Below are 23790 nucleotides of genomic sequence, written 5' to 3' on the forward strand. Positions count from 1 at the left end.
GCGCCGGTGACCAGAACGACGCTCGATCTCACCGGACTGAAATGCCCGCTGCCTGCCTTGAAGACGCGCAAAGCGCTGAAGCCATTGCAGCCGGGCGATCAGCTCGAAGTGTACTGCACCGATCCCCTGTCGGTGATTGACATTCCAAACCTGATCCGGGAGACCGGCGACACGGTGGAGATCACCGAGCGCAACGAGCTGCGTATCGTGTTCTTGATTGAGAAGGCCGATCGATCGATCGAAAATATCAATGGTGCGCCGCCCAATTAGCCAGCGGTCACTCGGTTGATACCTACCTTTTGTCTATCGACATCGATCGTCACTTCTGCCCCAATTGACTTGCTCCGCCGAGACGCGGAGGTCGAGTCTTGCCTGCGATATGCGGAGCAAATGGGCCATCGAAAGAAGCCCGGCCGTGGCGTCGGGCATAGCCCCCAAGATTGGGGGTTTAACATCTCGGATGCGCGTGACGATCCTGGCGCGCGTCGATCATTGTGCGGAGCAGCAGGGACAAAGGCTGCGCTGCAGGCTGAGGAACAGGACCGTCGTGGCAGGCCGTTCAGAAGGGCGGCTTTAGGGGAGGAATGCATGTCTACCATCGAGAGCGCGGGAACACTTTCGGGTGCCGGCGCGGGTTTTCTGGATCGCGAGCGGACCATCGCGACCGCCGGGTTCAATCGCTGGCTGGTGCCGCCGGCTGCGCTGTGCATCCATCTCTGCATCGGCATGGCCTACGGCTTCTCGGTGTTCTGGCTGCCGCTGTCGCGCGCGATCGGCGTGACCGCGCCGAAGGCGTGCGCAGACATGTCGCTGTTTCAAGAGCTGTTCACGACCAGCTGCGACTGGAAGGTCGCCAGCATGGGGTGGATGTACACGCTCTTTTTCGTGCTGCTCGGTATCGCGGCTGCGGTCTGGGGCGGCTGGCTGGAGCGCGTAGGCCCGCGCAAGGCCGGCTTCGTCTCGGCGCTGTGCTGGTGCGGCGGCCTCTTCCTCGGTGCGATCGGGGTTTACACCCATCAGCTCTGGCTGTTGTGGCTGGGTTCGGGCGTGATCGGCGGCATCGGTCTCGGCCTTGGCTATATCTCGCCGGTGTCCACGCTGGTGAAATGGTTTCCGGACCGCCGCGGCATGGCGACCGGCATGGCCATCATGGGCTTCGGCGGCGGCGCCATGATCGGCGCGCCGCTGGCGAACCTCTTGATGAACTACTTCAAGACCCCGACCTCGGTCGGCGTCTGGGAGACCTTCGTCACGATGGGCGTCATCTACTTCGTGTTCATGATGATCGGCGCGTTCCGCTATCGCTTGCCGCCGCCCGGCTGGCAGCCCGAGGGCTGGACCGCGCCGTCGAAGGCCAACGCGATGATCTCAAAGGCCAACGTCCATCTCAACGACGCGCACAAGACGCCGCAGTTCTGGCTGATCTGGTGGGTGCTGTGCCTGAACGTGTCAGCCGGCATCGGCGTGATCGGCATGGCCTCGCCGATGCTCCAGGAGATCTTCGCCGGCAAGCTGATCGGCCTGCCTAACGTCGGCTTCAACGCGCTTGATGCGGGACAGAAGGCGCAGATCGCCGCGATCGCCGCGGGCTTCGCCGGATTGCTGTCGCTGTTCAACATCGGCGGCCGCTTCTTCTGGGCATCGCTGTCGGACAAGATCGGGCGCAAGAACACCTACTATACGTTCTTCATCCTCGGCATCGCGCTTTACGCGCTGGCGCCGACTTTTGCGGCGATGGGTTCGAAGCTCCTGTTCGTGCTTGGCTTCGGCATCATCCTGTCGATGTATGGCGGCGGCTTCGCCACCGTGCCGGCCTATCTCGCCGACATGTTCGGAACCCAGTTCGTCGGCGCCATCCATGGCCGGCTGCTGACGGCGTGGTCCACCGCGGGCATCATCGGCCCCGTCGTGGTGAACTACATCCGCGAGTTCCAGCTCGCGGCGGGCGTGCCGCGCGACCAGCTCTACAACACGACCATGTACATTCTCTGCGCGATGCTGATCGCCGGTCTGATCTGCAACTACCTGATCAAGCCGGTCGATTCGAAATGGCACATGAAGGAGGCCGATGTCGCCAAGTTGCAGGCGGCAAGCGCCAGCGCCGCAGCCGCGGGGCCGCACGGCTCCTACGGCATCGGTTTTGGCGGGCTTGACGCCAAGGCGGCGCTGTTCTGGGCCTTCGTCGGCGTTCCCCTGCTTTGGGGTGTCTGGAAGACATTGGAGAGCGCGGTCAAGATCTTCTGACCGCCGTCGAGACAGAAGCGGGATGCCCATCAGGCGTCCCGCTTCGTTGGCCTTTCAGACATCATCAGGAATGGGACTTAGGGGGATTGAAATGATTCGCACCCGAATTTGTATTCGAACTTGCCTTGCGGCCGTGTTGCTCGTCGCTGGCCTTCATGCCGCATCCGCGCAGACGACGACGCCGCCGGCGGCGCCTGCTGCAGCGACGGAAGCCAAGCCTGGCAAGATGAAGCTCACCATGCAGAAGCTGAAGGACATGAAGGCGAAGTGGGCGGCCAACAAGCCGAAGCTCAAGGCCTGCCGCGCCGACGTGAAAGCCAAGGGCCTCACCGGCGATGACCGCTGGTTCTACATCGAAGAGTGCATGAGCAAGACCTGAGATCGGGTTCCGTTCGACGCTTGCGTAAAGGGGCATGGCGGGCGACCGCCTGCCTCCTAAATCATTCTAGAGACGCTCTAAATTGTCTTGCATCTGGCATGCCAGAGATTAGAGTTGCGTCGAATTTGGCTTGATCGGCGGGACAAGGGAACCGGTGGTTCCGCTGATCGAATCAGGAAACGAAGGCGCATCGCTTGGCGATCCGGCCTAGACTCATCACGCATTGAAGAGAACGCGACGTCTCCATGAGCAGCAACGACGACGTTCACAAGGTTCGCGAGTTCGAGCATCCCGGCCAGGGACGGAAGCGCGCCAAGTCCACGCCCAAGGGGCGGCAGGTTGATCCCACCGCCGCGCATGAGATCGCGCAGCTGCTCGGCGACAGGCCGCGGCGTCGCGACCTGTTGATCGAATATCTGCACCTGATCCAGGACAAGTACCGCCAGATCGCGGCCGCGCATCTCGCCGCGCTCGCCGACGAGATGAAGCTCGCGTTCGCGGAGGTGTTCGAGACCGCAACCTTTTACGCGCATTTCGACGTGGTGAAGGAGGGCGAGCCCGATATCGCGCCGCTGACCATCCGCGTCTGCGATTCGCTGACCTGCGCGATGCTCGGCGGAGAGAAGCTGCTTGCCGATTTGCAGGACGCGTCGGGTCCCGGCATCCGCGTGGTGCGTGCGCCCTGCGTCGGCCGCTGCGATACGGCGCCTGCCGCGGAAGTTGGACACAACTTTGTTGACCACGCCACGGTGGCCAATGTCATGGCGGCGGCGAAGGCTGGCGACACCCACGCGCATCTGCCCAAATATGTCGGCTATGACACCTATGTCGCCGGCGGCGGCTACAAGCTGCTCAATCGCCTGCGCTCGGGCGTGCTGCCGACGGACGACCTGCTGAAGGCGCTCGACGACGCCTCGTTGCGCGGTCTCGGCGGCGCCGGCTTCCCGACGGGACGCAAATGGCGCGCGGTGCTGGGTGAACCCGGCCCGCGGCTGATGGCGATCAACGGCGACGAAGGCGAGCCGGGCACGTTCAAGGACCGCGTCTATCTCGAAAGCGATCCGCACCGCTTCCTCGAGGGCATGCTGATCGGCGCCCATGTGGTGCAGGCCTCGGACATCTACATCTACCTGCGCGATGAATATCCGGCATCGCGCGAAATCCTCGAACGCGAGATTGCAAAGCTGCCGCCGGGCGGTCCGACGCTGCACATGCGTCGCGGCGCCGGCGCCTATATCTGCGGCGAGGAATCCTCGCTGCTGGAAAGCATCGAGGGCAAGCGCGGCTTGCCCAGGCACAAGCCGCCTTATCCATTCCAGGTCGGGTTGTTCGGCCTGCCGACCTTGATCAACAACATCGAGACCTTGTGGTGGGTGCGCGACATCGTCGAGAAGGGCGCCGACTGGTGGAAGGGCCACGGCCGGCATGAGCGGCACGGCCTGCGCAGCTTCTCGGTCTCGGGCCGCGTCAAGAATCCCGGCATGAAGCTCGCGCCTGCTGGCATCACCGTGCGCGAGCTGATCGACGAATATTGTGGCGGCATGGCCGACGGCCACCAGTTCTACGCGTACCTGCCGGGTGGTGCGTCCGGCGGCATCCTGCCGGCGTCGATGGACGATATCCCGCTCGATTTCGGCACGCTTGAAAAATACGGCTGCTTCATCGGCTCTGCCGCGATCGTGATCCTGTCGCAAAAGGACAGCGTGCGCGCGGCCGCGTTGAACCTGATGAAGTTCTTCGAGGACGAGAGCTGCGGCCAGTGCACGCCGTGTCGCGTCGGAACCCAGAAGGCCGCGCTGCTGATGCAGCAACCGGTCTGGAACCGCGCTCTCCTGGACGAATTGAGCCAGGCGATGCGCGATGCCTCGATCTGCGGGCTTGGACAGGCGGCATCGAATCCGCTTGCCACCGTGATTAAATATTTCCCTGACGAGTTCAAGGAAGCGGCCGAATGACGAAGATTACGTTCGAGCTCGACGGCAAGCAGGTCGAGGCCAATGCAGGCGAGACGATCTGGCAAGTCGCAAAACGCCAGGGTCGCGAGATTCCGCATCTGTGCTACTCGCCCGCGCCGGATTATCGCCCCGACGGCAATTGCCGCGCCTGCATGGTCGAGATCGAGGGCGAGCGCGTGCTCGCGGCGTCCTGCAAGCGTACGCCATCGGTCGGCATGAAGGTGAAGACCGAGAGCGCGCGCGCTGTTTCCGCGCAAAAAATGGTCATGGAGCTGCTGGTCGCCGATCAGCCGGCGCGCGAGACCTCGCACGATCCGGACTCTAAATTCTGGCACTGGGCCGAAACAACTGGGGTCACCGAGAGTCGCTTTCCCGCCGCCGAGCGTTGGGCGACCGACGCCAGCCATCCGGCGATGCGCGTCAATCTCGATGCCTGCATCCAGTGCGGACTGTGCGTGCGCGCCTGCCGCGAAGTCCAGGTCAACGACGTCATCGGCATGGCCTATCGTAGTCACGGCTCGAAAATCGTGTTCGATTTCGACGATCCCATGGGCGAGTCCACCTGCGTCGCCTGCGGCGAATGCGTGCAGGCCTGTCCGACCGGGGCCCTGATGCCGGCCGTAATGCTGGACGAGAAGCAGACCCGCGTCACCTATGCCGACAAGAAGGTGGATTCGCTCTGTCCGTTCTGCGGCGTCGGTTGCCAGGTGACCTATGAGGTCAAGGACGAGAAGGTGATCTATGCCGAGGGCCGTGACGGCCCCGCCAATCGCAACCGTCTTTGCGTCAAGGGCCGCTTCGGCTTCGACTACATCCACCACCCGCATCGCCTGACCAAGCCGCTGGTGCGGCTGCCGAATGCGAAGAAGGATTCCAACGACCAGGTTGATCCGGCCAATCCGTTCACGCATTTCCGCGAAGCGAGCTGGGAAGAAGCGCTCGACGTCGCCGCCAAGGGCCTTGTCAAGATCCGCGACGAGAACGGCGTGAAGGCGCTGGCCGGCTTCGGCTCGGCGAAGGGCTCCAACGAGGAGGCCTATCTGTTCCAGAAGCTGGTGCGCACCGGCTTCGGCTCCAACAACGTCGACCATTGCACCCGTCTGTGCCACGCCTCGTCGGTCGCGGCGCTGTTCGAAGGTCTGAGCTCGGGCGCCGTGTCGGCGCCGTTCTCGGCTGCGATGGACGCCGAGGTCATCATCGTGATCGGCGCCAACCCGACCGTGAATCATCCGGTCGCGGCGACCTTCATCAAGAACGCGGTCAAGCAGAACGGCGCAAAGCTGTTCGTCATGGACCCGCGCCGGCAGACGTTGTCGCGCCATGCGACCAAGCATCTGCAGTTCAAGCCAGGCTCGGACGTCGCCATGCTGAACGCGATGATCCACACGATCATCACCGAGGGGCTGACCGACGATCAATACATCGCCGGCTACACCGAGGGGTTCGAGGACCTCAAGGAGAAGATCAAGGAGTTCACGCCGGAGAAGATGGAGCCGATCTGCGGCATCCCGGCGCAGATCCTGCGTGAGGTGGCGCGAACCTATGCGCGGGCAAAATCGTCGATCATCTTCTGGGGCATGGGCATCAGCCAGCATGTCCACGGCACCGACAATGCGCGCTGCCTGATTGCCCTGGCGCTGATCACCGGCCAGGTCGGCCGTCCCGGCACCGGCCTGCATCCGCTGCGCGGCCAGAACAACGTGCAGGGTGCTTCCGATGCCGGTCTGATCCCGATGTTCCTGCCGGATTATCAACCGGTCGGCCGCGATGGCATGCGCAGTGCCTTCGAGAAGGTGTGGGGCAAGGATATCGATCCCGTGCGCGGCTTGACCGTGGTCGAGATCATGAACGCAATCCATGCCGGCGAGATCAAGGGCATGTATATCGAGGGCGAAAACCCCGCGATGTCCGACCCCGATCTCCAGCATGCGCGCCATGCGCTCGCCATGCTCGATCATCTCGTGGTCCAGGATCTCTTCGTCACGGAGACCGCGTTCCACGCCGACGTCATTCTGCCGGCATCGGCGTTTGCCGAAAAGGAAGGCTCCTTCACCAACACCGATCGCCGCGTGCAGCTCGCGCGCCAGGTGATCAAGCCGCCGGGCGATGCGCGGCAGGATCTCTGGATCATCCAGGAGATCGGCAAGCGCATGGGCCTGCCGTGGAATTATGCCGGTCCTGGCGAAGTTTTCACGGAGATGGCAGAGTTGATGCCGTCGCTGAAGAACATCACCTGGGAACGCCTGGTCCGCGAGGGCGCGGTCACCTATCCCGTCGACGGTCCCGACGTGCCCGGCAACGAGATCATCTTCACCACGGGATTTCCGACCGCGAGCGGCCGCGGGAAGATCGTGCCGGCCCACGTCATCCCGCCGGATGAGATCCCCGACACCGAATACCCGATGGTGCTCTCGACCGGCCGCGTGCTGGAGCATTGGCACACCGGCTCCATGACCCGCCGCGCGCAGGTGCTTGACCAGATCGAGCCCGAGGCGGTTGCGTTCATGTCGCCGAAGGACATGCACAGGAAGAAGCTCGCACCGGGCGATTTCATTCGGCTCGAAACCCGCCGCGGCGCGGTCGAGGTCAAGGTGCGGTCGGACCGCGACGTTCCGGAGAACATGGTTTTCATGCCGTTCTGCTACGCGGAGGCGGCGGCCAATCTCCTGACTAACCCGGCGCTCGATCCGTTCGGCAAGATCCCGGAGTTCAAGTTCTGCGCGGCCAGGGCCGAACGCGCCGAGATGCGCGACGCGGCGGAGTAGGACTGCGGCGGTAGCCGGCTATTTGGCGGCACAATGCCTCCAAATATGCGGCGTCGTCCCGGCGAAGGCCGGGACCCATACCGCGAGGTGTCTCCTTAGCGGATGGTGGGCGTACCGAACGACGAGTTTTCACCAAACTCCTGCCTGTGGTTATGGGTCCCGGCGTTCGCCGGGACGACGCTGAGGCTGTGGTGCATGCGTCCACCCGTGTTGCCTTCCCTTCGCTCCTCGCAGCGGCGGTGGTAAACATCGTCCATGTCCAAAGCCACTCCAGCCACGCGAGCGCTTGAAGCCGCCGGTGTTGCCTTCACCGTCCATACCTACGACTACGATCCCGACGCCGAAAGTATCGGCCTTCAGGCGGCCGCTGCGCTCGGCGAAGATCCCGCGCTCGTGTTGAAGACGCTGATGGCGCTGGTCGACGGCAAGCCGGTCTGCGTGATCGTCCCGTCCGATCAGGAAGTCTCGATGAAGAAGCTCGCCGCTGCTGTTAGAGGCAAGTCGGCGCAGATGATGAAGCCGCCTGAGGCCGAGCGCCTCACCGGCTACAAGGTTGGCGGCATCAGCCCGTTCGGGCAGCGGAAGCCCGTGCGTACCGTGATCGAGCAGAGCGCGCTCGCACATGACCAAGTGTACGTCAATGGCGGTCAGCGTGGGCTGCAGGTGCGGCTCAGTCCAGCCGATGTGCGGCACGTGTTGAAGGCGATTGCCGCAGAACTGGTCGCCTGAGCGCGGCGCTCTGTTACTGCTTTTGCAACAGCTTCAGCCGACAGCGCAGCGCTTCGCGGATGTGTGTGCGCGCGAGCTGCTCCGCTTTGCCGCCGTCGCGAGCCGCGATGGCGTCGATGATGGCCTGGTGCTCGCCGTGGCTGGTCGAGGGGCGGCCCGATACCGTGAACGTGGTTGGACCGAGCAGGGCGATCCAGTCCTGCAATTCCCGCGAAGCGTTGTCGAGATAGCGGTTGCGCGCGGCGCGGCAGATCGCCTCGTGGAAGGCGCGGTTGAGCCGTGCCATTTCTCCCGCCATCTCGGCCGCTTCGGTCTCGGAGGCTTCGACAAAAGCCTGCTCGATATCCCTGAGTGCATCGATTTCGGGCGTCGAGGCGTGCTCGGCGGCAAGTCGGGCGCCGGCGCCCTCCATGATCTCGCGCATGGCGTAGAGTTCGAGCACCTCGGAGATGTCGAGATTGCGTACGATCAGGCCACGGCCGGCCGCAGGTTCGACGAACCCGCGTGCGGCAAGCCGCCCGAAAGCCTCCCGCACCGGCGTACGGCTGACCTTCAGCCGCTGGGCGACTTCCTCCTCGCGTAGGCGGTCGCCGGCGCGGTAGCTGCCGGCCTGCAGCGCCTCGCAAAGCGAGCGGAACACGGCTTCGCCCAGCGCCATGCCGCCGCCGCGCGCGATTGAGCCGCCTGCCTTTGTCGGGCGTCTTGCCATGCATCCTCGTGGGCCACGCGCATCCTGCCCGTGCAGGGCTGGCGCTTGCTGGATTTCTGTATATCTTTGTATACAAAGGTGCGCAATGGACTACGGATTGACCGAGGCTGCCGGCGGGCAGAATGTTTCCAACTTCGTCGCACGGGCAGACGGCATGAGCAGTAAATACGATGTGCTGGTGATCGGCGGCGGCAACGCGGCGCTGTGTGCGGCAATCAGCGCGCGACGCGGTGGGGCGTCCGTGATGGTGCTCGAAGGTGCGCCAAAATTCTATCGCGGCGGTAACACGCGCCACACCCGCAACATGCGTTGCGCCCATGACGAGGCGACCGAAATCCTCACCGGCCCCTACACCGAGGAAGAGTTTTGGGAGGATCTCCTGCGCGTCACCGGCGGCCAGACCGACGAGGTGCTCGCCCGGCACATGATCCGGGAGTCCAAGGACATTTTGAACTGGATCGTCGAGCAGGGGGTGCGCTGGCAGCCCTCGCTGGGCGGCACGCTGAGCCTCGGCCGCACCAACTCCTTCTTCCTCGGCGGCGGCCGTGCGATGTTGAACGCCCTGTATCTGACCGCCGAGCGGCTCGGCGTCGAAATCGAATACGACGCCGAGGTCACCGACCTCGTGATCGAGGATGGCATGTTTCTCGCCGCCCGCCTCAAGCGGCCGATCAAGGGCGACACCGAGATCCGCGCGACGTCGCTGGTCGCCGCCGCCGGCGGATTCGAGGCCAACATCGAATGGCTGAAGCAATATTGGGGCGAAGCCGCCGACAATTTCCTGATCCGCGGCACGCCCTATAACCGCGGCTCAATCCTGAAGATGCTGCTCGCCAAGGGCGTGCAGGAGGTCGGCGACCCCACCCAGTGCCATGCGGTCGCGATCGACGCGCGCGCGCCGAAATTCGACGGCGGCATCATCACGCGGCACGATTCCGTCGTGTTTGGCATCGTTGTCAACAAGCACGCGCAGCGCTTCTATGATGAAGGTGAGGACATCTGGCCGAAGCGTTACGCGATCTGGGGCCGGCTGGTGGCCGCGCAGCCCGACCAGATCGCCTACATCATCTTCGATTCCACCGTGGTCACGAGCTTCATGCCGACGCTGTTCCCGCCGATCGCAGGGCAGACGATTGCCGAGCTCGCCGGCAAGCTCGAGCTCGATCCGGCCGCGCTGGAAAAGACCATCACCGAATTCAATGCCGCGGTGCGGCCCGGCACCTTCGACCACACCATTCTGGACGATTGCCGCACCGAAGGCATCACACCGCCGAAGACGCATTGGGCGAGGCGGATCGAGACGCCGCCCTACCTTGCCTATCCGGTGCGGCCCGGCATCACCTTCACCTATCTCGGCACGCGCGTGACCAGGGAGGCGCGGATGCTGATGGCTGACGGCAAGCCGTCGGCCAACATGTTCGCGGCCGGCGAGATCATGGCCGGCAACGTGCTCGGCAAGGGCTATGCCGCCGGCATGGGCATGACCATCGGCAGCGTGTTCGGACGGATCGCAGGACGGGAAGCGGCACGCCACGCCAAGAACTAGGACGAAGAAAAGACACGAGGGAGGAACCATGTCACGCATTGCCATTGCCTCGACCGCGGCGCTGCTGATCGTCGGCCACGCCCACGCGGCCGAGCCGATCACGCTGCGAGACATGGGTTCGTTCCATGTCGGTGGGCGTCTTGTCGAAATCTCCGGCAAGCCGGTGAGGGAGGTCGTGTTCGCGCCCGGCGGAGTGCCGGCCAAGGTCGATCCCAACGGCACGTATCAGGTCGAGCAGATGTACGTGCAGTATTTCCTGCCGGCAAACGAGAAGGGTGCCTATCCTTTGCTGATGTGGCACGGCGGCGGATTGACCGGCGTCACCTACGAGACCACGCCTGACGGACGCGAAGGCTGGCTGAATTATTTTCTGCGCAAGGGGTGGGCGGTCTATAACTCCGACGCGGTAGAGCGCGGACGCGCGGGCTGGGCGCAGTACCCCGATATTTTCAAGAGCGAGCCGGTCTTCCTGACCACGGCCAATCCGTTCGAGCGTTTCCGCATCGGCGATGGACCGAACTCCTACGATCCCGATCCCGCCAAGCGAAAATTATTGCCGGGCAACCAATTCCCCGTCGAGGGTTACGAGAATTTCGTCAAGCAGAACGTGCCCCGCTGGACCACGACCGACGATGCGACCATCGCCGCCTATATCGCCGAGATCGATCGCGTCGGCCCCTCGGTGCTGCTGTTCCACAGCCAAGCCGGCACCTTCGGCTTCAAGGTCGCGCAAGCCCGCCCCGACAAGGTGAAGGCGCTGATTGCGATCGAGCCGGCCGGCATCGGCGATCCCGCCAAAGCGGATGTGCTGAAGAACATTCCGACCCTCATCATCTACGGCGACTATATCGAGCGCGATTCGCGCTGGCCCAAGATCCGCGCCAACGGCATCGCCTTTGCGGACGCCGTCAAGGCGGCCGGGGGCAGCGTCGGCATCGTCGATCTCCCGCAGGCCGGCATCAAGGGCAATTCGCATATGGTGATGATGGACAAGAACAACCTCGAGGTCGCAGCCCTGATCCAGAAATGGCTCGAGAGCAAAGGCCTGACGAAGTAAAGCCATGCACGGAACCAAAATTCTGGACGAAGCCGACCGCCTGATGACGGTCTGCAATTCCTGCCGTTACTGCGAGGGTCTTTGCGCGGTATTTCCCGCCATGGAGATGCGTCGCGCCTTTTCCGACGGCGACCTCAATTATCTTGCCAATCTCTGCCATGGCTGCGGCGCCTGCTACGTCGACTGCCAGTTCTCGCCGCCGCACGAATTCAACGTCAACGTTCCGCAGACGCTGGCGATCGCGCGCGCGGAATCCTACGCGGCCTATGCCTGGCCGCAGGCGCTGTCCGGTGTCTTCGCGCGTAACGGTCTCGTCATCAGCATCGTCGCCGCGCTCAGCATGGCCGCCTTCATCCTCGGCTTCGCGGCCCTGAACGACCGCACCGTGCTGTTCGGCGTGCACACCGGCCCCGGCGCTTTCTACAAGTTGATGCCGCACAACGCGATGGCGGCGTTGTTCAGCGCGGCCTTCCTTTATGCGATCTTCGCGCTGGTGATGAGCGTGCGCGCGTTCTGGCGGGATATCGGTCCACCGATCGGCGGCCGTGCGGACGGTGGCTCGATCTTTCAGGCGATGCGGGACGCTGGTGAGTTGCGCTATCTCCATGGTGGCGGCGTCGGCTGCTACAATGAGGATGACAAGCCGACCGACCGGCGCAAGCTTTTCCATCACCTGACCTTCTACGGCTTTCTGCTCTGCTTCGCCGCGACCTCGGTCGCCACGCTGTATCACTATCTGCTCGGGCGCGAGGCGCCGTATCCGTGGTGGGATCTGCCGGTGGTGCTCGGCACGCTCGGTGGCATCGGTCTGATCATCGGGCCGATCGGCCTGTTCGTCGCCAAGATGCGGCGCGATCCGGCGCTGCTCGACGAGCAGCGCTACGGCATGGATGTCGGCTTCATCGCCATGCTGTTCCTGACCGGCTTCACCGGCATGCTGCTTCTGATTCTGCGCGAGACTGCAGCCATGGGGCCGCTGCTGGCGCTGCATTTGGGTGCAGTGTTCGCGCTGTTCGTCACCATGCCGTACGGCAAGTTCGTGCACGGCATCTATCGCTTCGCGGCGCTGGTGCGTTACGCGCAGGAGCGACGCAGCGATGCCGGTTCTTGATTCAGATGGTGCGGAAGCGGCCGTCGCGCAGGAAAGCGATGGTCTGTTCGATGGCGGCGGCGTGACGCGGAAGTCCGGTATGGGACGCCTTCACGACGATATGGTCGGCCATGCCGGCGACCATCGCGCTTTGCACTGAGACCCGTCCGTCATTTGGCTTCGGCAGAACCAAGAGGCCGGCGACGGGATCGATGAAGCGGTTTCCCGCGATCACGCCGACGGGATAGTCCACCGCGGGCAGGGCGTCAGACCGGGGCGTGGACGTGGTGGTGAGCTCGAGTCCGGCGGGTCCGTAGAATGCGCTGTAGAGGCGATATCCGCTCAGGAGATCGGCGACCTCGCTGCCGCCGTTTGGCGTGCCCAGCATCACCACGCCGGCAAGCCGGTCCGGACGATATTTCGCGATATAGGCGCGCGTCACCAGACCGCCCATCGAATGCGCGACGAAATGCAGCGGCGCCTCACGCTCGGCGAAGCGGGCGACTTCCAGGTGAATATCGTCCGCGAGCGCCGTGATCGTCTTGCGGCGGCTGGCATAGTCGATGTTGAGCGTTGCAAAGCCGCTGGCCCGGAGCGCCCGTTCCAGTCTGATCAGGGACGCCGAGGTGCGCGCGATGCCGTGAAGCAGAACCACTCCAGGGCATCGCGCCTCGCTTGATTGAGACGCCTCGTGCATCTCTCTTACGCCACCTCGCGCTCCGGCGCGGATGCCTGCTCGCGGGCCATCGTCGTTGCGGTGACGTAGTCGGTCTTGCCGGTGCCGAGCAATGGCACCTTGTCGACCACCATGATCGCTGCGGGAACGGTCAGCTCGGACGCGCCGATCGTCTTTGCGTGGCCCTGCATGGCGCTACGCTCGGCGTTCTTTTCCGTCGTCAGCAGCACGATGCGCTCGCCCTTGCGCGGGTCCGGGATCGACACCGCGACCGATGCGGCCTGCGGCCACAGGGTCGTTGCGATGTTCTCGACCGCCGACAGCGAGACCATTTCGCCGGCGATCTTGGCAAAGCGCTTGGCGCGTCCCTTGATGGTGATGAAGCCGGCCGGGTCGATCGCGACGATGTCGCCGGTGTCGTGCCAACCCTCGGCGAGCGGTTCGAGAACGCCCGGATTTTCGGCCCGCAAGTATCCGAGCATCACGTTCGGTCCGCGCACCGACAGGCGTCCACCTTCCTCGATGCCGGGGACCGGGTCGAGGCGGCTTTCCATCAGCGGCGACAGGCGCCCGACCGTGCCGGGGCGGTTGGCCATCGGCGTGTTCATCGCCAGCACCGGCGCCGTCTCGGTGACGCCGTAGCCTTCGAGGATGCGGATGCCGTAGCGCTCCATGAAGACCTGCCGGGTGCGATCCTTGACCGCCTCGGCGCCGGCGATCACCAGGCGCAGCGTACGGAAGTCGTAGGCGTGCGCCGAGCGGGCGTAGCCGGTGAGGAACGTGTCGGTGCCGAACAGGATCGTGGCGCCGGTCTGGTAGATAAGCTCGGGCACGATCCGATAGTGCAGCGGCGAGGGGTACATGTAGATCGGAATGCCCGCGAGCAGCGGCATCATCATTCCACCGGTCAGCCCGAAGGAGTGGAACACCGGCAGCACGTTGAACACCTTGTCATTGGCGTTGGCATCGACCCGCGCCAGCGCCTGTGCGGCGTTGGCAAGGATATTGCGGTGGGACAGCACAACGCCCTTGGGCGTGCCTTCCGAGCCCGACGTGAACAGCACGACGGCCGGATCGCCCGCCTGGCGGACGACGCGCGGCGCAGTGCCGGCGAGCAGGCCCTTGATCTTGTCGGCCGTGCCGATCGAAGCACGGACATCCTCGAGATAGACCATTCGGGCCTCTGCGGAGATCGCGGCCATCAACTTGTCGAGCTTGCCCTTCTCGATGAAGGCTTTCGACGTCAGCACGGTCTTGACCTGCGCGGCTTTCATGGCGGCGAGCACGTTGACCGGGCCGGCCGAGAAGTTCAGCATCGCCGGCACCCGGCCGATATTCTGCAGCGCCATGAAGACGACGGCGACTCCTGCGGAATTCGGCAGCAGCACGCCGACATTCTCACCGACAGCGGTGCCGTTCTCCAGCTTGCGGCTCAAGACCTGGGCGCCCAGGATCAGCTTGCGATAGGTCAGCTTGGTGCCGAGCGCGTCCTCGACGATGACCTTGCCGGTGTCGCGGTCGCGATAGGCGTGTCCGAGCGCTTCGAAGAGAGTGTGATCGAGCATGGCGTTCTTCACCATGGCGTCGATCATCACGTCCTGAAGTGCTGCGCCCGCGGCATTGCGGCGCGTCTTGCCCTTGAGCGACGGATCGACCGGCAGCTTAACCGGCGGCAGGATGGTGACGGTCACCCGCGGAAACCACGTGCGCTTGATCTGGCTGCCGTTGAGATAGCTGAGATGCGAGCGTTGGGCGCCTTCGATGCGGATCGGGACGACGACCGCGTCGGCCTTGTCCGCGATCATCGCGGTGCCGTCATAGACCTTCATCAGCGAGCCGGAGACGGTGATGCGTCCCTCCGGGAAGATCACCACCGGCTCTCCGGCGGCGACGAGCTTGATGAGGTCGCGCGCGGCCAGCGGCTTGCTGGGGTCCATGGTGTAGTGCTTGACCACCCGCAGGAACGGCTTGGCCCACCAGGCCTTGGCGATGTCGGTATCAACCGCGAAGCTCGCGTCGATCGGCAGCACGGCGTGCAGCAGCGGGCCGTCGATCAGGCTGACATGGTTGGGCGCGATCAGCATGCGCGTGCCAGCAGGCGGCAGGTTCTCCAGCCCGCGGACCTCGGTGCGGAACAGCGCGCGGAACAGCAGCCCGCCAAAGTCGCGAACGCCTTCCTTGCCCCACTTCGTCAGCACGAACCAGACTGCGCCGAAGCTGGCGACGCCGAGGCCGAAGAAAATCCAGCCGATGTGCAATCCGCCGGCCTGCAACAGCGCGACGAACAGCGAGCCGGCTACCATGAAGGCGGCCTGCAGCACGTTTCCGGCGGCGATGATGCGGGCGCGCTCGGAGGGGGCGGACCAGGCCTGGACGGCGGCGAAGGAAGGCACGACGAACAGCCCGCCGCCGAATGCGAAGGCGACGAAATCGACCAGCATGCGCAGGCCCGCGAACGAGGTCGCGAAGTCGGCGGCGGTGATGTCCTGGCCCTTGGCGGTCACGCCGATCGCCCAGGCGAGGTCGAGGCCGGCAAACCCCATCATGATGGCGCCGATCGGCACCAGCGCGAGGTTCGGGCGAACATGGCTCAGATTCGCGGCGAACAGCGAGCCGATGGCAATGCCGATTGCGAAGATCGCGAGACACAACGTCACCACGCCCTCGGTGCCACCGATGACCTCCTTGACCAGCGCCGGCAGCAGCGAGAGCACGATGGCGCCCACCAGCCAGAACCAGGAGACGATCACGGTGCCGTCCCACAGCCGATGGTCGGCGTGCAAGGTCTTCAACAGGCCGAGCGTCGAGGTCCAGGGATTGCCGTTGACCGGCAGATCGGGTGCGGACGGCGTCGTCGCGGGAATGCGGGAGGCGAAGGCCCAGGACAGCAGGGCCAGCACGACCACGGCCGATGCGACCCAGCCCATATGCGCGGAGCCGGCCACGAACTGGCCGCCGGCAACGGTGCCGAGCAGGATGGCCATGAAGGTCGCGCCTTCGACCAGCGCGTTGCCGGTCGCGAGCTCGCCGAGCTCGAGCTGGTCCGGCAGCATCGAATATTTCACGGGACCGAACAGCGCGGCGATGACGCCGAACAGTGCGAGCGCTGCGAACAGCAGCGGCACCGAGTGCAGGAAGAAACCGGCCGCGGCAAAGCCCGCGGCAAAGATCTCGGCGAATTTGAGCCGCCTTGCGACGACGGATTTGACATATTTGTCGGCGAGCTGGCCGCCGAGCCCGGACAGGATGAAGTAGGGGAAGATGAAGACGGCGCCCGCGACCGTCACCAGCGCATCTCCGTGGCCGGTCGCGGCACTGTAAAGCAGGATGATGACGAGTGCGTTCTTGAGCACGTTGTCGTTCAGCGCCGAGAAGAATTGCGCCCAGAACAGCGGCGCGAAGCGGCGTGACGACATCAAATCCCTGATCATGACTAGTCCTGTTTTGGAAACGCTGTCTGAGGTTGTTTCATTGTCCGATGGGCGTCGGGACCGGAGGAGATGCGACGGGCATTTGCGGGTTGACGACGATCGTCCCCGGCCTGCTCTACGCCTTTGCCTTCCGATCCTGTTGGTCTCCGCGTGGCGACATTTGGTTCGCAAATGGTTGGTCGCGGCTCTATCACGCTCCGGCAAGGAGGCGTGCGCGCCTCAGGTGAGATGGGCGAGGCGGCGAAAGGGCGAGAGGCGGCCGAGCAGGTTAAAGCGGCGGCCCTCACGACGAACGCGGCGGTTGGCCCGCCACATCCGGAAGGTCGCGCGGCGCTCGGTCAGGACGCCGGCAATGTCGCAGGCATTTGCGATGCGATCGATCGGCCCCATTGCGAGCCGCAGGAGGGCGCGGCCAAATCCGGTCACGAGAGCTGTGGCGTCATCGACGAAGGTGGAGGCGATATCAACAGCGAGGGTTTGCATTTTGAAGGTCTCCGGGCTAACTTGAACATTGTTCAGATGAGTAGCCTGAAAATGAACAATGTTCAAGACGAATCGTTGCGAGACCGAAAAAAATCTCGACGGCGGCAGCAGATCGTGGAGATCGCTCGCAGCATTATTGCCACTAAAGGGCTGAAATCGTTGAAAGTCCGGGACGTCGCTGACGCCGCCGGCTGCTCGGTTGGAAGTGTCTATAACGAGTTCGGCGACTTCGACGGCGTAATCCTGACCGTGAATCGGGAGACCGTTAATGCCCTAACGGTGCGGCTGGGCCAAGTTCCAGCCGAGGATCCGGTTCGCCAGCTCTATGGGCTGGCTGCGACCTACCTCGAATTCTTCGCGGAGCACGCCAATCTGCTGCGCTCGCTGTTCGAACATCGGATGGAGGACGACCGCCCTTACCCCGATGACATCCTTCAGATGGTGATGGAGGCCTTCGCGCTGATGCATGCGCCCCTGGTGCGGCTGCTTCCGAAGGCAGACGACGTGCAGATCGCGCTGCTGTCACGCACCCTGTTTTCCGCCGTGCACGGGATCATCTCGCTCGGCCTCGAAGAGCGCATGGTGGCCGTACCGCCGCAGATGCTGCGCCAGCAGGTCGAACAATTTCTGGATGCGCATCTCGCGGGGCTCGGGATTCTGCCAATGCGATAACGTGCTGAGCGCTGCTATGCGCTGGCGGCCTTGCGCTGCCGCGAGGTGACGACGACGACGTCCGTCGTCCCGTTGTCGACCTGAACACGGTTGCGTCCGTTCTCCTTGGCGCGATAGCAGGCGGCATCCGCGCGCCGCATCGCGTCCTCGAGCGTGGCGTTGCCGTCGGTGATGCAGGCAACGCCGATACTGGCCGTCACTGCAAAGCAACGATCGTCCCAGGCGAAGACGGATAGCTCGAGCGACCGGCGCAGCCGTTCGGCGATATCCACGGCGTCGTACGGCGTGCATCGGGGAAGGATTAAGCCGAATTCGTCACCGCCGAGCCGGGCCACCAGGTCATGCGGCCGCCGCTCCTGTAGCAGGAGGCGCGAAATCTGGCGGAGCAGACGGTCGCCGGCGAGGTGACCGCAACTGTCGTTGACGTCCTTGAACTGGTCGAGATCGAGCAGGATCAGGCCCACCGAACCCGCCGCGGTGTCGTCCAACTCGCTTTGCAGGCGGGCCTCGAAGGCGCGACGGTTGGACAGGCCGGTCAGCCAGTCGTGCGACGCCTGCCAGGCCAGGCGCTCTTTCTCGGCATGCAGGGCATCCTCGAACGCCTGTCGTTGCAGCACCAATCGCCGCGTGTGCCAGATCAGGAGCAGGATCAGCGTCGCGGCTGTGACGATATTGACGCCAGTCAGCGTCATCTTGATGGCGCGCGAGCCTTCACCGAGAACGGTGGAGAACCGCTTGGCGTGCACCGTGAACTGAGTGTTGAGCTCCGACAGCCGCGACGACAACAATTGCCGGCGCTTGCCGTCCTGAACCGGCCCGTTCTTCGACTCTGACCGGATGACCTCGCCGAACACGCTCAGCTCCAGCAGCATGGGGTCGGTGGCAGCCCACTCACGGATCGCTTCCTTGAGAAAGCTGACCTGTTTGAAGTAGCGAAACAGCCATATCAGTCCCGGCACGTCATCGGGATGGTTGCCGCCTTGCAGGAAGCCGATGCGAGCGGCCTCGACGTCGACCGGATCGCGCTCGAGCGCCCAGCGCGCGAACTCGTCGCCGATGGGAACGGCCAGCGAGGTCTGATATTGCGCAAACTGGCTGGCGTCGCCCGAATGCAGATAGAGATTGAGGAAATAGACGGCGTTCTTCTGCGAGCGCGACCATAGCGCTTCGCCCGCGACATAGGCGCGGACCGAGGACATAACCTCCAGGCTGAATCCGGCGATCGCCGCCTGCAGCAGAACGACCGTGACGAAAGGCGAGACGAGTTTGACGACGTGAAGGAAGTTGCGTCCCTTCGTTGACGGCGCTGTTCTGCGAAACACGTTGCGTTTCCCCAAGTCGCTCAACGACCCCAGCGGAGCGATCCGCTCATAACGCGGATTACGCGCGAAAGGTGCTTAACTCGACTTGAAAATGCCGGGAGACTGCGTCGCAGGGTGAAGGCGTTGTGAAGCGGATGCTGGCAGATCGTTGCAAATGCCGTCGAACCGGAACTGACGCGACATCGGCGAGCCGATGTCGCGCATTCGCCCCAAGTGGTTTACCCGATGGAGAGATTGCCCTGCCGCTAGACCAGCACCGGCTTGCGCACGCGGCCGGCGTCGCCGAAGACGCGCAAATAGCGCTCGATCTCCGAAGGCAGGCCGGTCGCCTTCTCGGGATTGTCGGAGAGCTTGACGGCCGGATGTCCGTCGACCGATGACACCTTGCAGACCAGCGAAATCGGATCGAGATTGAACGATCCGTCCGGCGTGCAGCCGACGAAATCATTGGTGAGATTGGTGCCCCAGCCGAACGAGAGCCGCACCCGGCCGGTGAAGTGGTGGTAGGTCTCCTCGATCGAGCCAACGTCCATCGCGTCGGAGAACACCAGCAGCTTGTCCCTGGGATTGCGGCCCTTCTGCTCCCACCATTTGATGATCTCCTCGCCGGCCTGGATCGGCGGCGCGCTGTCGGGGCGGAAGCCGGTCCAGTCTGCAACCCATTCCGGCGCATCGCGCAGGAACGCCTTGGTGCCAAAGGCGTCGGGCAGCGCGATCAGGAGGTTGCCGCCATAGGTCTGGCGCCACTGGTCGAGGATGCGATAGGGCGCCCAGCGCAATTCCTCGTCGTCCTTGGCGAGCGCCGCGGCGACCATCGGCAGTTCATGGGCGTTGGTGCCGATGGCTTCGAGATCGTTGTCCATCGCGAGCAGCACGTTGGAGGTGCCGATGAAGGACGGGCCGAGGCCTTCCTTCACGGCCTCCACGCACCAGCGCTGCCAAAGGAAGCCGTGGCGGCGACGGGTGCCGAAATCGGAGAGCCGCAAGCCATCCAGCTTGCGCAGCCGCTCCACCTTGGTCCACAGCTTGGCCTTGGCGCGGGCATAGAGCACGTCGAGCTCGAAGCGGCCGCGGCCCTTCATCGCTGCGCGCGAGCGCAATTCGTTGAGGATGGCGAGCGCAGGAATCTCCCACATCGTGGTATGGCTCCACGGCCCGTGGAAGTGCAGCTCGTACTGGCCTTCGACCTTGCGCAGCTCGTATTCGGGCAGCCGGAATTCGGCGAGCCAGCGGATGAAGTCCGCCGAGAACATGTGGGTCTTGCCATAGAAAGTGTTACCGGCAAGCCAGATCAGCTCTTTCTTGGTGAAGCGGATGGTGCGGGCGTGGTCGAGCTGGGCGCGCAGCTCGCCCTCGTCGATGATTTCGGCGAGCCGCACATGGCGCGATCGGTTGATGACCGAGAATGTCACCTGCTGATGCGGGTAAGATTCCCGAATCATTTGCAACATCAATAGTTTGTAGAAGTCGGTATCAAGCAGGCTGCGGATGATGGGATCCAGCCGCCAGCTGTGATTATAGGTTCGGCTCGCAATGTCGGTCACTGTCATGGGCGAATTCTAGCGTGGCTCCCGGTGCGCAACCAGTGGATTTGGCGAAGGGCAGGTCACCGCCGAGCATCCGGTTGCGCGAGGGCGGCTCGAAATCGCCCAGAGAGCCCGTTCGCGTACCGGTCTGCGGATGGCCGGGTGGCCTACCTGGCTTCGGACCCTCCCGTGAGCGTGACGCGGGGGCCGTGCCGATCGTTGCCCGTGTTGAGCGTATTCGCGATTGGAACGAGGAGAGAAAGGACCGACGGCGTTACCGAGAACAGGTTCGACGAACTGGTCGCCGACCGTTGCCGGCCGAGGAGCAGGGCGGCGTCGCCGGCATATCGAACGACCATTTGCCGGCAAATGGGAACGGGCCTTCGACACCGATGAGTGGTCCGGCGCCAAGGAAGCTCGCGCGCGTATCGCGCAATGTCGAGAGCGTTGTGGAAAAGCTGGTGATCGCCGGAAAGCCAGGCAACGCAACACCAGTGCTCGTCGCAGCCCGGACGTCCGAGCTTGAGCTCCGGGTGACGAATTCGGCAACGCGAAGGCTTGCGGCATATGCCCGCGACGGATTTCTGGCCCGTTGCGAAACAGCAGCGATCGCCGGGACTACGGAATTGTCCTGCTGTGATCGGGCCCCGGTCCAGGCAGGTTCGCTCGTCGCGCGTTCGCCTTGCGATTGCGAGCGTGCAGAGCCGTTGTCTACACTTCCCGTCGGCTCAGAAACGCCAGCCGCTCGAACAGATGCACGTCCTGCTCGTTCTTGAGCAGCGCACCGTGCAGCGGCGGGATCAGCTTGCGCGGATCGCGTTCGCGCAACTGCTCGACGCTCATGTCTTCGTTGAGCAGCAGCTTGAGCCAGTCGAGCAGCTCCGAGGTCGACGGCTTCTTCTTCAACCCGGGCACTTCGCGGACCTCGAAGAAGATGCGCAGGGCTTCCTCGACCAGCCGCTTCTTGATGCCGGGGAAGTGGACATCGACGATCCGGGTCATGGTATCGGCATCGGGGAACTTGATGTAGTGGAAGAAGCAGCGGCGCAGGAACGCGTCCGGCAGCTCCTTCTCGTTGTTGGAGGTGATCATCATGATCGGGCGCTGCTTGGCCTTGATCGTCTCGCCGGTCTCGTAGACATGGAATTCCATGCGGTCGAGCTCGAGCAAAAGATCGTTCGGGAATTCGATATCGGCCTTGTCGATCTCGTCGATCAGCAGCACCGGGCGCTGCTCGGCGGTGAAGGCATCCCACAGCTTGCCGCGCTTGATGTAGTTCTTGATGTCAGACACGCGCGCATCGCCCAGCTGGCTGTCGCGCAGGCGCGACACCGCGTCGTATTCGTAGAGGCCTTGCTGTGCCTTGGTGGTGGACTTGATGTGCCAGGTCAGAAGCGGGGCGTTCAGCGCCTTCGCCACTTCCTCCGCCAGCACCGTCTTGCCGGTGCCGGGCTCGCCCTTGATGAGCAGCGGGCGCTCCAGCACGATCGAGGCATTGACCGCGACCTTGAGATCGTCGGTCGCAACATAGTCCTTGGTGCCGGTAAATTTCATCGCGCGTCCTTGTTGGTCGTCGTCCCGGCATTGCCCCGGTCGCGACATGGGAACGGCCGCGCGTGGCGGCCGTTCCTGGTTCGGTCAGGCTTTCAGACCCGTTTTATCAGCGAAAGGATGACGAGCACAATCACCGCGCCGATCGTGGCATCCACGATGGCTCCGACCGTGCCCGTTGCGAGCTGGATATGCAGCTGAGGGAGAATCCAGCTCGCCACGAGTGCACCGATGATGCCGACGACGATGTTGCCGATCAGCCCAAATCCCGCCCCATGGACAATCTTGCCGGCAAGCCAGCCTGCGATCGCGCCAATGATGAGCGCTGCGAGAATTCCCATTGCAAACGTCCCCAAAACAACCCCGTGAGACCGCCAATTCTAGAGCAAAAACCCTCCCGGTCCAGCGCAGAGCAGTGGCCTCCGCCCCTTGACGTTCGCCCCCCGACGGGCAATCTGTCACCCATGTTCCTGCAATTCTTCACCTCTCTGCGCGACGCGCAGGTCCCCGTGACGCTGCGCGAATACCTCACGCTGATGGAGGCGCTCGATGCTGATCTGTCGGACTATTCGGTCGAGAATTTCTATTATCTGTCGCGCACCTCGCTGGTGAAGGACGAGCGCAACCTCGACAAGTTCGATCGCGTCTTCGGCACCGTGTTCAAGGGACTGGAAAGCCTGCTCGACGCCATGGAGGGGGCCGAGATCCCCGAGGAATGGCTGAAGAAGCTCGCCGAGAAATACCTGACCGACGACGAGAAGAAGCAGATCGAGGCCATGGGCTGGGACAAGCTCATGGAGACCCTGAAGAAGCGCCTCGAGGAGCAGAAGGGCCGCCATCAGGGCGGCTCGAAATGGATCGGCACGGCGGGCACCTCGCCGTTCGGCGCCCATGGCTACAATCCCGAAGGCATACGCATCGGCCAGCACAAGAACCGCAACAACCGCGCCGTGAAGGTGTGGGACAAGCGCGAGTTCAAAGACCTCGACGGCAATGTCGAGCTCGGCATCCGCAACATCAAGGTGGCGCTGCGGCGCCTGCGCAAATTCGCGCGCACCGGCGCGCCTGATGAACTCGACCTCGACACCACCATCCGCGAAACCGCCAATCACGGCTATCTCGACGTGCACATGCGGCCCGAGCGCCGCAACGCGGTGAAGCTGCTGGTGTTCTTCGACATCGGCGGCTCGATGGACGCGCATATCGAGCAGGTGGAGGAGTTGTTCTCGGCGGCGAAGAGCGAGTTCAAGCACATGGAATATTTCTACTTCCACAACTGCCTCTATGAAGGCGTGTGGAAGCAGAACAAGCGCCGCTTCACCGACCGCACCCCGACCTGGGACGTGCTGCACAAATACCCGCACGACTACAAGATCGTGTTCGTCGGTGACGCCTCGATGTCGCCTTACGAGATCATGGTACCCGGCGGCTCGGTCGAGCACGTCAACGAGGAGCCCGGCTCGGTCTGGCTCGACCGCATCATCCGCACCTATCCGCATGCGGTGTGGCTCAACCCTGTGCAGCAGAAGCATTGGGACTATTCGGAATCCACCACCATCATCAAACGCATCTTCGCCAACCGCATGTATCCGATCACGATCGAGGGGCTCGAGGGTGCGATGAAGGAATTGACGCACTAGCTGTTGTCATTCCGG

At 63.8% G+C, this 23790-nt stretch carries 18 protein-coding genes; 11 read left to right on the forward strand and 7 right to left on the reverse strand.

Going from position 1 to position 23790, the window contains the following annotated elements; all coding sequences use genetic code 11:
- Positions 1 to 6 precede the first annotated feature (6 nt).
- From ABIB90_RS15620 to ybaK, 6 genes are all read left to right on the forward strand, one after another.
- The gene (locus tag ABIB90_RS15620) at positions 7 to 270 is read left to right on the forward strand and encodes a sulfurtransferase TusA family protein (protein WP_354201066.1); all 264 of its coding nucleotides are present in this window, start codon (positions 7 to 9) and stop codon (positions 268 to 270) included.
- 318 nt (positions 271 to 588) lie between these two features.
- A complete protein-coding gene (locus ABIB90_RS15625; RefSeq protein ID WP_219685301.1) occupies positions 589 to 2244 on the forward strand; it encodes an OFA family MFS transporter in 1656 nt (551 codons plus the stop codon).
- A 91-nt stretch (positions 2245 to 2335) separates the two neighbouring features.
- Complete coding sequence (locus ABIB90_RS15630; protein ID WP_354168781.1) at positions 2336 to 2623, forward strand: hypothetical protein; 288 nt, start codon at positions 2336 to 2338, stop codon at positions 2621 to 2623.
- Between the two features lie 245 nt (positions 2624 to 2868).
- Positions 2869 to 4578, forward strand: coding sequence for an NADH-ubiquinone oxidoreductase-F iron-sulfur binding region domain-containing protein (locus ABIB90_RS15635; protein WP_354201067.1), 1710 nt, complete (start codon positions 2869 to 2871; stop codon positions 4576 to 4578).
- The gene (gene fdhF / locus ABIB90_RS15640; RefSeq protein WP_354201068.1) at positions 4575 to 7343 is read left to right on the forward strand and encodes a formate dehydrogenase subunit alpha; all 2769 of its coding nucleotides are present in this window, start codon (positions 4575 to 4577) and stop codon (positions 7341 to 7343) included. The genes ABIB90_RS15635 and fdhF overlap by 4 nt, the downstream gene beginning before the upstream one ends.
- 255 nt (positions 7344 to 7598) lie before the next feature.
- The gene (ybaK, locus tag ABIB90_RS15645; RefSeq protein ID WP_354201069.1) at positions 7599 to 8072 is read left to right on the forward strand and encodes a Cys-tRNA(Pro) deacylase; all 474 of its coding nucleotides are present in this window, start codon (positions 7599 to 7601) and stop codon (positions 8070 to 8072) included.
- Between the two features lie 13 nt (positions 8073 to 8085).
- Here ybaK and ABIB90_RS15650 read toward each other — a convergent pair whose 3' ends face one another.
- On the reverse strand, positions 8086 to 8781 hold the full coding sequence (locus ABIB90_RS15650; RefSeq protein WP_354201070.1) for a GntR family transcriptional regulator: 696 nt from the start codon (positions 8779 to 8781) through the stop codon (positions 8086 to 8088).
- A gap of 154 nt (positions 8782 to 8935) precedes the next feature.
- Between ABIB90_RS15650 and tcuA the strand changes: the two genes are divergently transcribed.
- The 3 genes from tcuA to tcuB are packed head-to-tail and all read left to right on the forward strand — an operon-like array spanning position 8936 to position 12495.
- A complete protein-coding gene (gene tcuA, locus ABIB90_RS15655) occupies positions 8936 to 10327 on the forward strand; it encodes an FAD-dependent tricarballylate dehydrogenase TcuA (RefSeq protein WP_354201161.1) in 1392 nt (463 codons plus the stop codon).
- A gap of 28 nt (positions 10328 to 10355) precedes the next feature.
- A complete protein-coding gene (locus ABIB90_RS15660; protein ID WP_354168770.1) occupies positions 10356 to 11384 on the forward strand; it encodes an alpha/beta hydrolase in 1029 nt (342 codons plus the stop codon).
- Between the two features lie 4 nt (positions 11385 to 11388).
- A complete protein-coding gene (tcuB, locus tag ABIB90_RS15665) occupies positions 11389 to 12495 on the forward strand; it encodes a tricarballylate utilization 4Fe-4S protein TcuB (RefSeq protein ID WP_354168768.1) in 1107 nt (368 codons plus the stop codon).
- Position 12496: 1 nt separating this feature from the next.
- On the opposite strand, the gene ABIB90_RS15670 is transcribed toward tcuB, so the two are convergent.
- Together ABIB90_RS15670 and ABIB90_RS15675 are read right to left on the reverse strand one after the other, a co-directional pair.
- The gene (locus tag ABIB90_RS15670; protein ID WP_007600685.1) at positions 12497 to 13171 is read right to left on the reverse strand and encodes an esterase/lipase family protein; all 675 of its coding nucleotides are present in this window, start codon (positions 13169 to 13171) and stop codon (positions 12497 to 12499) included.
- A 5-nt stretch (positions 13172 to 13176) separates the two neighbouring features.
- A complete protein-coding gene (locus ABIB90_RS15675) occupies positions 13177 to 16581 on the reverse strand; it encodes an acyl-[ACP]--phospholipid O-acyltransferase (protein ID WP_354201071.1) in 3405 nt (1134 codons plus the stop codon).
- Between the two features lie 534 nt (positions 16582 to 17115).
- Here ABIB90_RS15675 and ABIB90_RS15680 point away from each other — a divergent pair.
- Positions 17116 to 17736 carry a TetR/AcrR family transcriptional regulator gene (locus tag ABIB90_RS15680; protein WP_007600688.1) on the forward strand — a complete coding sequence of 207 codons (621 nt, stop codon included), beginning with the start codon at positions 17116 to 17118 and terminating at the stop codon, positions 17734 to 17736.
- A gap of 14 nt (positions 17737 to 17750) precedes the next feature.
- Here ABIB90_RS15680 and ABIB90_RS15685 read toward each other — a convergent pair whose 3' ends face one another.
- From ABIB90_RS15685 to ABIB90_RS15700, 4 genes are all read right to left on the reverse strand, one after another.
- Positions 17751 to 19058, reverse strand: a complete 1308-nt coding sequence (locus ABIB90_RS15685) for a GGDEF domain-containing protein (RefSeq protein WP_007600691.1) — start codon at positions 19056 to 19058, stop codon at positions 17751 to 17753.
- Positions 19059 to 19303: 245 nt separating this feature from the next.
- Positions 19304 to 20608: a nicotinate phosphoribosyltransferase gene (gene pncB, locus ABIB90_RS15690; protein WP_007600693.1), complete on the reverse strand. Its 1305-nt coding sequence runs from the start codon at positions 20606 to 20608 to the stop codon at positions 19304 to 19306.
- A 687-nt stretch (positions 20609 to 21295) separates the two neighbouring features.
- Positions 21296 to 22138 (reverse strand): AAA family ATPase, encoded by an 843-nt coding sequence (locus ABIB90_RS15695; RefSeq protein ID WP_007600695.1) that lies wholly within the window; start codon positions 22136 to 22138, stop codon positions 21296 to 21298.
- Positions 22139 to 22230: 92 nt separating this feature from the next.
- Positions 22231 to 22476: a GlsB/YeaQ/YmgE family stress response membrane protein gene (locus ABIB90_RS15700; protein WP_007613712.1), complete on the reverse strand. Its 246-nt coding sequence runs from the start codon at positions 22474 to 22476 to the stop codon at positions 22231 to 22233.
- A gap of 123 nt (positions 22477 to 22599) precedes the next feature.
- Between ABIB90_RS15700 and ABIB90_RS15705 the strand changes: the two genes are divergently transcribed.
- Positions 22600 to 23775, forward strand: a complete 1176-nt coding sequence (locus ABIB90_RS15705) for a vWA domain-containing protein (protein WP_007600698.1) — start codon at positions 22600 to 22602, stop codon at positions 23773 to 23775.
- Positions 23776 to 23790: the final 15 nt, after the last annotated feature.

It is taken from the genome of Bradyrhizobium sp. JR4.1 (assembly GCF_040548605.1).
Taxonomy (GTDB): Bacteria; Pseudomonadota; Alphaproteobacteria; order Rhizobiales; family Xanthobacteraceae; genus Bradyrhizobium; species Bradyrhizobium canariense.

What these genes read in the sequence shown, in the direction of transcription:
- ABIB90_RS15625 (WP_219685301.1), top strand. Translation starts at nt 589, where the DNA reads ATGTCTACCATCGAGAGCGCGGGAACACTTTCGGGTGCCGGCGCGGGT.
- ABIB90_RS15630 (WP_354168781.1), top strand. Translation starts at nt 2,336, where the DNA reads ATGATTCGCACCCGAATTTGTATTCGAACTTGCCTTGCGGCCGTGTTG.
- ABIB90_RS15635 (WP_354201067.1), top strand. Translation starts at nt 2,869, where the DNA reads ATGAGCAGCAACGACGACGTTCACAAGGTTCGCGAGTTCGAGCATCCC.
- fdhF (WP_354201068.1), top strand. Translation starts at nt 4,575, where the DNA reads ATGACGAAGATTACGTTCGAGCTCGACGGCAAGCAGGTCGAGGCCAAT.
- ybaK (WP_354201069.1), top strand. Translation starts at nt 7,599, where the DNA reads ATGTCCAAAGCCACTCCAGCCACGCGAGCGCTTGAAGCCGCCGGTGTT.
- ABIB90_RS15650 (WP_354201070.1), bottom strand. Translation starts at nt 8,781, where the DNA reads ATGGCAAGACGCCCGACAAAGGCAGGCGGCTCAATCGCGCGCGGCGGC.
- tcuA (WP_354201161.1), top strand. Translation starts at nt 8,936, where the DNA reads ATGAGCAGTAAATACGATGTGCTGGTGATCGGCGGCGGCAACGCGGCG.
- ABIB90_RS15660 (WP_354168770.1), top strand. Translation starts at nt 10,356, where the DNA reads ATGTCACGCATTGCCATTGCCTCGACCGCGGCGCTGCTGATCGTCGGC.
- tcuB (WP_354168768.1), top strand. Translation starts at nt 11,389, where the DNA reads ATGCACGGAACCAAAATTCTGGACGAAGCCGACCGCCTGATGACGGTC.
- ABIB90_RS15670 (WP_007600685.1), bottom strand. Translation starts at nt 13,171, where the DNA reads ATGCACGAGGCGTCTCAATCAAGCGAGGCGCGATGCCCTGGAGTGGTT.
- ABIB90_RS15675 (WP_354201071.1), bottom strand. Translation starts at nt 16,581, where the DNA reads ATGATCAGGGATTTGATGTCGTCACGCCGCTTCGCGCCGCTGTTCTGG.
- ABIB90_RS15680 (WP_007600688.1), top strand. Translation starts at nt 17,116, where the DNA reads ATGAACAATGTTCAAGACGAATCGTTGCGAGACCGAAAAAAATCTCGA.
- pncB (WP_007600693.1), bottom strand. Translation starts at nt 20,608, where the DNA reads ATGACAGTGACCGACATTGCGAGCCGAACCTATAATCACAGCTGGCGG.
- ABIB90_RS15695 (WP_007600695.1), bottom strand. Translation starts at nt 22,138, where the DNA reads ATGAAATTTACCGGCACCAAGGACTATGTTGCGACCGACGATCTCAAG.
- ABIB90_RS15700 (WP_007613712.1), bottom strand. Translation starts at nt 22,476, where the DNA reads ATGGGAATTCTCGCAGCGCTCATCATTGGCGCGATCGCAGGCTGGCTT.
- ABIB90_RS15705 (WP_007600698.1), top strand. Translation starts at nt 22,600, where the DNA reads ATGTTCCTGCAATTCTTCACCTCTCTGCGCGACGCGCAGGTCCCCGTG.